At 57.9% G+C, this 11,374-nt stretch carries 11 protein-coding genes; 4 read left to right on the plus strand and 7 right to left on the minus strand.

All coding sequences use genetic code 11. The annotated features are described in order from the left end of the window. The first annotated feature begins 526 nt into the window (after positions 1-526). The gene (locus ABJ99_RS07660) at positions 527-1,153 is read left to right on the plus strand and encodes a response regulator transcription factor (protein WP_007248734.1); all 627 of its coding nucleotides are present in this window, start codon (positions 527-529) and stop codon (positions 1,151-1,153) included. A gap of 94 nt (positions 1,154-1,247) precedes the next feature. Here the strand turns inward: ABJ99_RS07660 and ABJ99_RS07665 are convergent, their stop codons facing one another. The 4 genes from ABJ99_RS07665 to metG form a co-directional block, all read right to left on the minus strand. Next, positions 1,248-1,430, minus strand: coding sequence for a PA3496 family putative envelope integrity protein (locus ABJ99_RS07665; protein WP_054085304.1), 183 nt, complete (start codon positions 1,428-1,430; stop codon positions 1,248-1,250). Between the two features lie 106 nt (positions 1,431-1,536). After that, positions 1,537-2,175: an endonuclease III gene (gene nth, locus ABJ99_RS07670; protein ID WP_054085305.1), complete on the minus strand. Its 639-nt coding sequence runs from the start codon at positions 2,173-2,175 to the stop codon at positions 1,537-1,539. Then, positions 2,172-3,047 (minus strand): electron transport complex subunit RsxB, encoded by an 876-nt coding sequence (rsxB, locus tag ABJ99_RS07675; protein WP_054085306.1) that lies wholly within the window; start codon positions 3,045-3,047, stop codon positions 2,172-2,174. Before rsxB ends, nth begins: the two co-directional genes overlap by 4 nt. A gap of 126 nt (positions 3,048-3,173) precedes the next feature. Continuing rightward, the gene (gene metG / locus ABJ99_RS07680; protein ID WP_054085307.1) at positions 3,174-5,222 is read right to left on the minus strand and encodes a methionine--tRNA ligase; all 2,049 of its coding nucleotides are present in this window, start codon (positions 5,220-5,222) and stop codon (positions 3,174-3,176) included. Between the two features lie 174 nt (positions 5,223-5,396). On the opposite strand from metG, the gene apbC reads away from it, so the two are divergent. Further along, complete coding sequence (gene apbC, locus ABJ99_RS07685; RefSeq protein WP_054085308.1) at positions 5,397-6,491, plus strand: iron-sulfur cluster carrier protein ApbC; 1,095 nt, start codon at positions 5,397-5,399, stop codon at positions 6,489-6,491. Between the two features lie 140 nt (positions 6,492-6,631). Here apbC and ABJ99_RS07690 read toward each other — a convergent pair whose 3' ends face one another. Continuing rightward, entirely contained in the window at positions 6,632-6,841 is a 210-nt protein-coding gene (locus ABJ99_RS07690; RefSeq protein WP_002554837.1) for a cold-shock protein, read from the minus strand. A 319-nt stretch (positions 6,842-7,160) separates the two neighbouring features. Here ABJ99_RS07690 and dcd point away from each other — a divergent pair, with 319 nt between their 5' ends. Both dcd and ABJ99_RS07700 read left to right on the plus strand, forming a co-directional pair. Beyond that, on the plus strand, positions 7,161-7,727 hold the full coding sequence (gene dcd, locus ABJ99_RS07695) for a dCTP deaminase (RefSeq protein WP_002554836.1): 567 nt from the start codon (positions 7,161-7,163) through the stop codon (positions 7,725-7,727). Between the two features lie 112 nt (positions 7,728-7,839). Beyond that, entirely contained in the window at positions 7,840-8,058 is a 219-nt protein-coding gene (locus tag ABJ99_RS07700) for a hypothetical protein (protein ID WP_054085309.1), read from the plus strand. A gap of 60 nt (positions 8,059-8,118) precedes the next feature. Here the strand turns inward: ABJ99_RS07700 and pdeM are convergent, their stop codons facing one another. Together pdeM and ABJ99_RS07710 are read right to left on the minus strand one after the other, a co-directional pair. After that, positions 8,119-8,775, minus strand: a complete 657-nt coding sequence (gene pdeM, locus ABJ99_RS07705; RefSeq protein ID WP_054085310.1) for a ligase-associated DNA damage response endonuclease PdeM — start codon at positions 8,773-8,775, stop codon at positions 8,119-8,121. Further along, positions 8,772-11,264, minus strand: a complete 2,493-nt coding sequence (locus ABJ99_RS07710; RefSeq protein WP_054085311.1) for a ligase-associated DNA damage response DEXH box helicase — start codon at positions 11,262-11,264, stop codon at positions 8,772-8,774. Before ABJ99_RS07710 ends, pdeM begins: the two co-directional genes overlap by 4 nt. Positions 11,265-11,374 lie beyond the last annotated feature (110 nt).

Genomic DNA, 11,374 nt, shown 5'->3' on the forward strand with positions numbered 1-11,374 from the left:
GCGAACAGAAAGACAGAGGCGGCTGCCGTTGAAGGCATGGGCAAACGGGTATCGGTTTTGATAGGCAGAAGCTTCATTTGCAAATGAAGGCTCGTCCACGCGCTGTATTCATTTAACGGTGTTTCAAACGAATAGCGGCAGCTCAGTATCGCTGGCTATATGCCACTTTAGCGCTGCGGCAGGTCATCAGCACAACAAAGGCCAAAGAGGTTTCAAGAGTGATAGCGTGATCAGCCTGAACACGAGGTGATGGGGCTGATCGTGTCACAAACAAATGATCTACCGGAGTCGCGATGCTTAACGTCAGCGACTCCGGCAGCAACAATTCATCGGATTCCGAAAAGGAAGGCTCTATGAAAATTAATAAAAAGTATGCGTTCGTGCCGAGTTTTGTAGGAAGTTTCTGCTGTAATTGTAGGAATGGTCTTTGGCTGTCAGTCCTCAGGGGTGAGCGCCATGCAAAGCAGTAAACGACTAAGTTATTGTGCTGGCTCTGAAAATTCGAATAGCGAAAAATGGACTGCCCATGAATAAAGTGCTGATCGTGGATGATCATCCCGTCATTCGCCTCGCTGTGCGCATGCTGATGGAGCGTCATGGCTATGAGGTCATTGCGGAGACTGACAACGGTGTGGATGCGTTGCAGCTGGCACGTGAGCACCTGCCCGATATCGTCATTCTCGACATCGGTATTCCCAAGCTCGACGGACTCGAGGTCATTGCCCGGCTGGCGGCAATGACATTGCCATTCAAGGTTCTGATCCTGACGTCTCAGGCCCCTGGTCACTTCTCGATGCGCTGCATGCAGGCGGGGGCTGCCGGTTATGTCTGCAAGCAGCAGGACCTTACCGAATTACTCAGTGCCATCAAGGCTGTACTGTCGGGATACAGCTACTTCCCCAACCAGGCTCTGCATACCGTCCGGTCAAGCATGGGAAATGCGAGCGAGTCAGATATGGTCGACCGTCTTTCCGGCCGGGAAATGATGGTTCTGCAGCAGCTGGCCAGAGGCAAGACCAACAAGGAAATCGCTGACGGCATGTTTCTCAGCAACAAGACCGTGAGCACCTACAAGACGCGTTTGCTGCTCAAGCTGAACGCTCATTCGCTGGTCGACCTGATCGAGCTGGCCCAACGCAACGGTCTGGTCTGAATCCGCTTATCAGTGAGTTCGGGTCAGGCTCAGCCGACGATACATCGGGTTCCGTGACATGGAGGCCTCTTTTCAGAGGCTTCCATCATTCCGGTCAGAGATCGAAATCGTAGTCGGTCAGTTGCTTCTGCAAGCGCCGTTCTTCAAGCAGGTTGTCGATGGTGCGCCGTTTGCTCAGATTGGTCTTCGCGGGTTCGACGATCACCTGTTCGCTCTCGTCCGCATCAACGACAACAAGCTCATCATCAACATCCAGTTGTTCTTTGCCAGTACTCATGAAGTCGACTCCAGGGCGTGGGCTCTCTGGCGCACCTTATATCGACAATCCACAAGCGGGTAAAAAAGATTTTTTCAATCGAACCCCAAGTAAATGCCCGTCTGGCTCAATCGTCGGAGGTTTTGTCCTTGTAATCGCACAAGTCCTCGATACGGCAACTGCCGCAGCGCGGTTTGCGAGCCTGGCAGACGTAGCGCCCATGCAGGATCAACCAGTGGTGGGCATCGAGCAGGTAGTTTTTGGGCACAAACTTCATCAGTTGCTTCTCGACTTCCACCACATTCTTTCCGGGTGCGATGCCGGTGCGATTGCTGACACGAAAGATGTGCGTGTCGACAGCCATCGCAACCTGCCGGAAAGCGGTATTGAGCACTACGTTGGCAGTCTTGCGCCCGACGCCCGGTAACGCTTCGAGGGCTTCCCGGGTCTGAGGCACTTCGCTGTTGTGCAATTCCACCAGCATGCGACAGGTTTCGATCACATTTTTGGCCTTGCTGTTGTACAGGCCAATCGTCTTTATGTATTCGGACAACTCTTCAACGCCCAGGTCGTAAATCGCCTGCGGCGTGTTGGCGACCGGATAGAGTCTGGCGGTTGCCTTGTTGACGCTGACGTCGGTTGCCTGAGCGGAAAGAATCACGGCAATCAGCAATTCGAAAGGTGTTGTGTAGGCCAGTTCGGTCTTGGGGTCCGGATTGTCCTCGTGCAGCCTGCGAAAGATTTCCTGACGTTTTGCAGCATTCATGAACAGAACGTTTCCTGAGTATCGGTCGTGGAAGAAGCTGTCAGCAGTGCCTCGAGCGCCTGCTCGGCTGCTTCGTACTCGTGCTGTAATTCCACAAGCCTGGCGGCCTGCTCTGCGATCGGGGGATGGCCAAACGCCTTGAGTGACTTGTTCAATTGCGCCCGGCTCATGGCCAGGGCTATTTTGGCTTTTTTCAAGGCGTCTTCTGGTGGGGCAGCGTTAGTGGCCTGAACACGTTTTGCCGTTGAGCCTACGACGGTGTCATGGATGGATTCAGCTCCCTTGCTGCGCGCAAGTCGTTCTGCCACACGTGCTTGCTGTTCACGGTGCAGACGTGCATTGCGTGATTCGAAACGCAGGCGGGCATGGGTCCTTTTTTTCAGACGTGCCTGTTGCAGCTCCGGGGTAGGCGCCAGGCCGCCGACTATCGGGGTTACGGTCGCCAGCGGCAGCGGATGCATTTCGATGCAATCGACCGGGCAGGGCGCGATACACAGATCGCAACCCGTGCATTCATCGATGATCACGGTGTGCATCAGCTTGGCTGCGCCGACAATCGCGTCCACAGGGCAGGCCTGGATGCATTTGGTACAGCCGATGCACTCGGCTTCACGAATAAAAGCGACCTGCGCGGGGGCTGCGCCGCGTTCGGTGTCCAGCGCCAGCCTGGGCACAGCCAGCAAGTCGGCCAACTGAGCAATGGTTTCGTCACCGCCCGGCGGGCATTTATTGATGGCCTCACCGCCCGCAATGCCATCGGCGTAAGGCCGGCAGCCGGAATGGCCACACTTGCCGCATTGAGTCTGCGGCAGAAGCGCGTCGATACGCTGGACCAGTTCCACGCTCGGGAGTAAATGAATCAAGTCAGTCATGATCTTTTGGATGGCGAACGGGCAGTCCGGTTTCTATGGTGACCCATACTACCGGCCGCAGAAGAGTCTTGCGAACACACGAAGGCCCGGTATCCGCTGTTGAGCGAATACCGGGCCCCGTAGGTATTACTTGATCCGCTGGCCTGGCTTGGCACCGCTGTCCGGGCTGAGCAGATAGATCTCTTCACCGCCAGGACCTGCCGCCATCACCATGCCTTCCGAAATGCCGAAACGCATTTTTCGTGGCTTGAGGTTGGCGATCATCATCGTCAAACGGCCTTCCAGTTTCGACGGGTCTGGATAGGCACTTTTGATGCCGGAAAAGACGTTGCGCTGTTCGTCTCCGATATCCAGGGTCAGGCGCAACAGTTTGTCGGCGCCTTCCACGTGCTCGGCCTTGAGAATCAGGGCCACACGCAGATCGACCGCGGCAAAGGTATCGAAATCGATTTCCGCAGACAACGGGTCTTTGGCCAGCTCGCCATTGCCGACCGGTGCAGCGTCAGCGCCGGTATCAGTGGCCGTCAGGTCTTCTTTCGATGCTGTCGCCATGGCTTCTACCTTGAGCGGGTCAATACGGGTCATCAGCGCCGAGAACGGGTTGAGCTGATGATTGACCAGCAACGTCTTGTGATCATCCCAGGTCAGTGGCGCGACGTTGAGGAATTTCTCGGCATCAGCGGCGAGGTTCGGCAATACCGGCTTGAGGAAAATGACCAGTTGGCGGAACAGATTGATACCCAATGCACAGACGGCCTGGACTTCGTCCTGCTTGCCTTCCTGTTTGGCCAGCGCCCAAGGAGCTTTTTCGGCGATATAGGCGTTGGCGCGGTCGGCCAGCGCCATGGTTTCGCGCATGGCACGGGCGAAGTCGCGGGCTTCATAGGCGTCGGCAATGCTTGGCGCGGCAGCCAGGAATGCATCGGTCAGTTCAGGCGCAGCGTTGGCTTCGACCATCATGCCGGCATTGCCTTTGTGGATGAACCCGGCGCAACGGCTGGCAATGTTCACGACCTTGCCGATCAGGTCGGAGTTGACCTTTTGGACGAAGTCTTCGAGATTCAGGTCCAGATCGTCTACGCCACGGCCCAGTTTCGACGCGTAGTAGTAACGCAGATATTCCGGCGGCAGGTGATCGAGGTAGGTGCGTGCCTTGATGAAAGTGCCGCGCGATTTCGACATCTTCTGGCCGTTGACGGTCAGGTAGCCATGCACATTGATGCCGGTCGGTTTGCGCAAGCCTGCGCCCTCCAGCATGGCAGGCCAGAACAGGGCGTGGAAATTGACGATGTCTTTGCCGATGAAGTGATACAGCTCGGTGGTCGCGTCTTTGCCCCAATACGCATCGAAGTCCAGATCCGGACGACGTGCACACAGGTTCTTGAAACTGGCCATGTAGCCGATAGGTGCATCGAGCCACACATAGAAATACTTGCCCGGCTCGTCCGGGATTTCGAAACCGAAATACGGCGCGTCGCGGGAGATGTCCCACTGTTGCAGGCCGCTGTCGAGCCATTCGGCGATCTTGTTGGCGACCGCGTCCTGCAATGTGCCGCTGCGTGTCCAGCTTTTCAGCATGGTGTCGAACGCTGGCAGATCGAAGAAGAAGTGCTTCGAGTCCTTGAGGACTGGCGTTGCGCCGGAAATCGCTGATTTCGGGTCTTTAAGATCAGTCGGGGCATAGGTTGCACCGCATTTTTCGCAGTTATCGCCGTACTGGTCTTCAGCCGCACATTTCGGGCACGTGCCCTTGATGAAGCGGTCGGCCAGGAACATGTTCTTTTCCGGGTCGAAATACTGGGTGACCGAGCGTGTGGCGATATGACCGGCATCGCGCAGGCGCCTGTAGATCATGCTCGACAGCTCACGGTTTTCATCCGAGTGCGTCGAGTGGAAATTGTCGAAGTCAACCAGGAAGCCGGCAAAGTCGGCGCTGTGTTCAGCCTTGACGTTATCGATCAGTTGTTCCGGGGTGATACCTTCTTTTTCAGCGCGCAGCATGATTGCCGAACCATGGGCGTCGTCCGCGCAGACATAAATGCATTGGTTGCCGCGGTGCTTCTGAAAACGCACCCACATGTCGGTCTGAATGTACTCGAGCATGTGGCCAAGGTGAACGGGGCCATTGGCATAGGGCAGGGCGCTGGTAACGAGAATCTTGCGTGGCTCGGACATGGGGCTCGGCTACTTGAAGTGAAACGGAGGTCGTCCACTATAAAGGTCTGAGCAACTTTTTTCATCCAGCGCGGCGGTCGGAATGCTTCTGGAAATGTGCCGAAATCATGTGGTCACCTGGCAGAACGGTTACGATAGCTGCCTGTTTTAGTCAGTCTTTTTCGGAGTGAGCCCATGAGCGCAGTCAATCGCGCAGCGGTGGAGACGATTCTTCGCCAGTACACCGACCCTTATCTGAATCAGGACCCGGTCAGTGCCGGTTGCGTCAGGTCCATCGACATTCAGGGTGCACACGTCAGCGTGCAGCTCGAACTGGGTTATGCCGCTGATCTGTTCAGAAACGGCTGGGCGCAGGTTCTGAAAACCGCCCTCGAGAATCTGGACGGCGTGGCATCGGCCCGCGTCGACATCAGCAGTGTGATCGTGGCGCACAAGGCGCAGAGTCAGATTCCGGGTCTGGCCAATGTGAAGAACGTTGTCGCCGTGGCGTCGGGCAAGGGGGGCGTAGGTAAATCCACTACGGCCGCCAATCTGGCGCTGGCCTTGTCTCGCGAAGGTGCGCGGGTCGGGATTCTCGACGCGGACATCTATGGACCGAGTCAGGGCGTGATGTTTGGCATCCCTGAGGGCACGCGACCGAAGATCAAGGATCAGAAATGGTTCGTGCCGGTCGAGGCGCACGGTATCGATGTTATGTCGATGGCCTTCTTGACCGATGACAACACGCCGATGGTCTGGCGCGGGCCTATGGTCTCTGGCGCGTTGCTGCAACTGGTGACTCAGACTGCCTGGAATGACCTTGATTATCTGGTCATCGACATGCCGCCCGGCACAGGGGATATTCAGCTGACACTGGCGCAGAAGGTTCCGGTCGCGGGGGCGGTGATCGTCACCACGCCACAGGATCTGGCGCTGCTGGATGCGAAGAAGGGTGTCGAGATGTTCCGCAAGGTCAACATTCCGGTGTTGGGCGTCGTGGAAAACATGGCGGTGCATATTTGCTCGAACTGCGGGCATGCCGAGCATCTGTTCGGCGAAGGCGGCGGCGAGAAGCTGGCGTCGCAGTACGATGTCGAGCTGCTGGCTTCACTGCCGCTGTCGATGCTGATTCGCGAACAGGCAGATGGCGGCAAACCGACGGCGATTGCCGAGCCGGAAAGTCAGATTGCGATGGTTTATCAGGAACTGGCGCGCCACGTTGGCGCCCGCATCGTGTTGCAGGAAGCAGCGAGTCCTGCCATGCCGACCATTTCCGTCAGCGACGACTGAGACTGTAGCGACGTTCTGGCGGGGGAGGCGGTAGCGGTTCGGCCTTCCTCGATCAGATCGATGCGCGGGGTAGATGCTAAACGGCAGGCAATAAAAAACCCCGCTTTTGAGGGCGGGGCTTTTAAGCGAATCAGTGCAAGTTAGATAACTTGAACTTCTTCAGCTTGCATACCTTTCTGACCGCGGGTAGCGATGAAAGAAACCTGTTGGCCTTCTTTCAGGCTTTTGAAGCCGTCGGATTGGATAGCTTTGAAGTGCACGAACAGGTCGTCACCGGATTGTGGAGTGATGAAGCCGAAGCCTTTTTCATCGTTGAACCACTTAACGGTACCAGTTTGGCGATTAGACATAGTATATCTCCTTGGACAAAGTTAACTGCGGCGTAGGAAGAGCCCTGGCCGAGACTGAGTGCAAAGAGCTGGAAAATTCATGGAGATGGTTGGATCGAAATTCAACATCGTGTAGAGATTCTCAGTGACACAAGCAACACAGTGACGCCACCTTAACCCTTTTTTTCGAACGTGCCAATGGTCTGTTGATGATTATTTGCATTCACGGCGGATCGGCAGGGCGCATCGGCCAAACTCTCCATCTGTTGTCTTTGAACCGTCGGCTTCACCCCGGTAAGATGCCGGATACATTTTTTACCTCGCTATTCAGGACATCGCCATGAGCATCAAATCGGACAAGTGGATTCGCCGCATGGCGCAGGAACACGGGATGATCGAGCCGTTCGTCGAACGTCAGGTACGTGGCGAAGGTGCCGACCGGGTGATCTCTTTTGGCGTGTCCAGCTACGGTTACGACGTGCGTTGCGCAGACGAATTCAAGGTCTTTACCAACATCAATTCGGCGACGGTCGACCCGAAAAATTTCGATGAAAAAAGTTTTGTCGATATCAAAAGCGACGTGTGCATCATCCCGCCAAACTCGTTCGCGCTGGCTCGCACCGTTGAATATTTCCGCATTCCGCGCAATGTCCTGACCATCTGTCTGGGCAAAAGCACCTACGCGCGCTGCGGCATCATCGTCAACGTCACGCCGCTCGAGCCTGAGTGGGAAGGCCATGTGACACTGGAATTCTCCAATACCACCACCTTGCCGGCCAAGATCTACGCCAATGAAGGCGTGGCACAGATGCTCTTTCTCGAGTCAGACGAAGAATGCGAAGTTTCCTACAAGGACCGGGGCGGTAAGTATCAGGGCCAGCGTGGCGTCACCCTGCCGCGCACCTGATGTGCGAGTCAGGCGACTAGTGGAATTGAATTAATACTCTATTTCGTACTCTATCTGCTCACATGCTTTCGCATAATCGTTGTGTGCGATTGTCTTTGATCTGGAGTGCCCTATGAAGACTAATTTTAAAATCTCTGACCAGGTTCAATCTCCACTTAACGAGATCGGCTTGCTGGCCTGGTCATTGATGGCCCACTCAGACCTTCTGCCTGAGTTCAATATGGTCGGTGGGGGTATTCCGGGTGATCCGGGCCCTGATACGCCGTATCCGGAGCCCACAGAGCCGGGTGGTCCTGCCGTGCCGGACGAGCCGCCTGCGCCTGTCGCCTGATTCATCGATGCCTGTTCGCCGACTCGGCGAGCGGGCTTTCCTGCCGGCTGGCACTGCCAGTCAAATCACCCGCCAGACCGCATCCCCGCCTGTCACATACACTGAACTGTCTTCGGCCGGCCTGATGCGGAACCCTCCTGTGAATGCGCCAAATGCCGGTAACAGAGTGACGCGTGTGCCGATGTAGTAGCACGCCAGGCGCAAGCGCTGTCGACCGCGGCCATACAGGTGATAAACCGGATGGACGTGCCCGGCCAGTACATGAAGTTCAGGGTGCGGGTCGGGTTCGTGTTGCAGAGCGAACGGGCCCACGATCAGCGGTTCGGGCACGACGTCTATGTTCAGGTACGCGGGCGGGTCGCCTGCGCGCTTGTCGTGGTTGCCCCGAATCAGTGTGATGGGCAGCGTCGGGCGTGCTGCCCGCCATTGCTCCAGCGCCGCCAGCGTGCCAGCGGCATGCGATTCCGGTGCGTGCAGAAAATCCCCCAGAAAGATCAGATGCTCGCTGGGGTATTCGTCCAGCAGGCTGTCGAGCCGACGCAGGTTTTCCTGGGTGGTGCCGTGCGGCACCGGTTGTCCAAGCTTGCGGTAGGCAGCGGCTTTGCCGAAATGTGCATCGGCAATCAGCAGTGCGCGTCTGGCGGGGTAATAGATGGCTTTGTCGGCCAGCAACCACAGCTCTTCATCCGCCAGCGTGACGACTTGATAAGGCTTCATCGTTCATGCTCCGGGCCTGCGGCTTTCTCGAGATCGCGGACCATGCGCGCGATGCGGTCGGCGAGTTTTTCCGAACTGAGGCTTTCACGAAAGCGCTCTACCAGTAACGGGAACGCCAGCGGGGTCGCACGTTTTATCGTGTGCAGGTCCAGCCTGCGGCTGTTGATCTGCCGCAGCGTCAGCTCAAGACGCTGCAGGTCGAGTTCCTGGCGCAACACTTCCTCCTGTGCCTGGGTCAACAGCATGTTCTCGGCGTCGTATTGTTTGAAAACCTCGAAAAACAGTCCGCTCGATGCTTGAAGCTGACGATTGCTTTTGGCCGCTCCCGGGTAGCCGGAAAACACCAGCCCCGAGATCCGGGCGATTTCACGAAAGCGCCGCAGCGCCAGTTCGCCTGCGTTGAGGCTGGCCATGATGTCGGCGAGCAGATCGGTTTCGCTGAACAGTTCGGCGTTCAAAGCTTCGGTCCAATTGATTTCGCTGGCGCTGAGCAGCTCCAAGCCATAATCGTTGACCGCGATGGAGAACGTCAGTGGCCGGTCACGGCTCAAGCGCCAAGCCAGCAGGCTGCCGAGCCCCAGGTGTACATGACGCCCGGCGAACGGGTAGAGAAACAGATGCCAGCCCTCGCGGGACTTGAGTGTTTCGGCCAGCAATGTATCGCGTTGCGGCAGGCCCGACCATTGCTGCTGCACTTCCAGCAAGGGCTTGATGGCCTGCATTTCCGGGCTGTTGAATTCGCCACGGGCGGCAGCATCGAATTTTTCCACCACCGCGTCCGCCAGCTCGCTGGACAGTGGCATTCGCCCGCCATTCCAGCGTGGCACGGCGGCTTTCTTGCCAGTCGTGCGTTTCACGTAAGCGGTCATGTTCTCGACTCGGACCAGCTCCAGCAAACGCCCACCGAACAGGAAGCCGTCGCCGGGCTTGAGCCGAGCGATAAAGCCTTCTTCGACGCTGCCCAAAGAGCCGCCTCCACCGCCTTTTTTCCAGTATTTCAGGTTGACGGTGGCCTCGCTGACAATAGTGCCGACGCCCATCCGGTGGCGACGGGCCAGACGCGCGTCGGGCACCCGCCACACGCCCTGTTCGTCGGGCTCTGCGCGTCGGTAATCGGGGTAGGCGGTCAGCGAGTGGCCGCCGTTACGCACGAATGCCAGCGCCCATTGCCACTGTTCGTCGCTCAGCTCACGGTAGGCCCAGGCGCTGCGCACTTCAGTCAGCAGCTCGTCGGGCAGAAAACCGCCACCCAGCGCCATGCTGACCAGGTGCTGGACCAGCACGTCCAGCGGCTGGTGCGGCGATTCGCGTGGCTCGATCATGCGGGCGGCCACCGCATCATGCGCCGCGGCCGCTTCCACCAGTTCCAGGCTGTGGGTCGGCACCAGCGTGACGCGGGAAGGACGGCCTGGCGCATGGCCCGAACGTCCGGCGCGTTGCATGAGGCGTGCAACGCCTTTGGGTGAGCCAATTTGCAGCACGCGCTCGACCGGCAGAAAATCCACGCCCAAGTCGAGGCTGGAGGTGCACACCACGGCCTTGAGCGAGCCCTCTTTGAGCGCGCGTTCAACCCAGTCGCGCACCTCGCGGGCCAGAGAACCGTGGTGCAGCGCTATCAAGCCAGCCCAGTCCGGGCGCGCTTCGAGCAGCGCCTGATACCAGATTTCCGACTGTGCGCGCGTGTTGGTGAACACCAGGCAACTGGCGCTGCTGTCCACTTCTGCGACGACCTGCGGCAACATGCGCAAGCCCATGTGCCCGGCCCACGGAAAGCGTTCGATGGATGGCGGCAGGAGCGTATCGACCTGCAGCTGTTTGACGATCTTGCCCTCCACGGTCACGCCGCCGTCGCTAATCAGCACCTGTTGCGCGTGCTGTTGATTGCCGAGTGTTGCAGAGATGCCCCACACGATCAGTTGCGGATTCCACCGGCGCAGGCGGGCCAGCGCCAGTTGTAACTGCACGCCACGTTTGTTGCCGATCAGTTCGTGCCATTCGTCCACCACGACCATCTTCAGCGTCGACAAGGCGACCTGCGCGTCGGCACGGGTCAACAACAGCGTCAGGCTTTCAGGTGTGGTGATCAGGGCGGACGGCAGTCGACGACCCTGACGGGCGCGTTCGCTGCTGCTGGTATCGCCGGTGCGTAAGCCGACCGACCAAGGGATATCCAGTTCTGCCAGTGGCGCCTCAAGAGCCCGGGCGGTATCGGCGGCCAGGGCGCGCATGGGCGTTATCCACAGGACACTCAGCGGCGCAGCGGGCGGTTTGCGTTTGCGGGGTTTGTCGTCGGCAGTCAGCGTATTGGCTTTGGCGAATTGATTGAGGGCGGCGAACCACACGGCGTAGGTCTTCCCCGAACCGGTGCTGGCGTGCAACAGGCCAGACTCGCCCTTTTTTACCGCCGCCCAGACGTCCTTTTGAAAAGCGAACGGCTTCCAGCCTCGGGCGAGAAACCATCGTCGAGCGTGATCGGTAGGTCTGCTCATCCGTTTGAATAGGCTCTGAGTGGCGATAAGTCAGAGACAACACAGAAAGGGTAATAGTTTTAAATGGTTATGGGGCTCTCTCAGGTTTCAGGGCGGCTTCGCAGCCCATC

It is taken from the genome of Pseudomonas syringae pv. cilantro, assembly GCF_001293775.1.
Lineage (GTDB): Bacteria > Pseudomonadota > Gammaproteobacteria > Pseudomonadales > Pseudomonadaceae > Aquipseudomonas > Aquipseudomonas syringae_P.

Coding starts and splice junctions, on each gene's coding strand:
- ABJ99_RS07660 (WP_007248734.1), top strand. CDS start 527: ATGAATAAAGTGCTGATCGTGGATGATCATCCCGTCATTCGCCTCGCT.
- ABJ99_RS07665 (WP_054085304.1), bottom strand. CDS start 1,430: ATGAGTACTGGCAAAGAACAACTGGATGTTGATGATGAGCTTGTTGTC.
- nth (WP_054085305.1), bottom strand. CDS start 2,175: ATGAATGCTGCAAAACGTCAGGAAATCTTTCGCAGGCTGCACGAGGAC.
- rsxB (WP_054085306.1), bottom strand. CDS start 3,047: ATGACTGACTTGATTCATTTACTCCCGAGCGTGGAACTGGTCCAGCGT.
- metG (WP_054085307.1), bottom strand. CDS start 5,222: ATGTCCGAGCCACGCAAGATTCTCGTTACCAGCGCCCTGCCCTATGCC.
- apbC (WP_054085308.1), top strand. CDS start 5,397: ATGAGCGCAGTCAATCGCGCAGCGGTGGAGACGATTCTTCGCCAGTAC.
- ABJ99_RS07690 (WP_002554837.1), bottom strand. CDS start 6,841: ATGTCTAATCGCCAAACTGGTACCGTTAAGTGGTTCAACGATGAAAAA.
- dcd (WP_002554836.1), top strand. CDS start 7,161: ATGAGCATCAAATCGGACAAGTGGATTCGCCGCATGGCGCAGGAACAC.
- ABJ99_RS07700 (WP_054085309.1), top strand. CDS start 7,840: ATGAAGACTAATTTTAAAATCTCTGACCAGGTTCAATCTCCACTTAAC.
- pdeM (WP_054085310.1), bottom strand. CDS start 8,775: ATGAAGCCTTATCAAGTCGTCACGCTGGCGGATGAAGAGCTGTGGTTG.
- ABJ99_RS07710 (WP_054085311.1), bottom strand. CDS start 11,264: ATGAGCAGACCTACCGATCACGCTCGACGATGGTTTCTCGCCCGAGGC.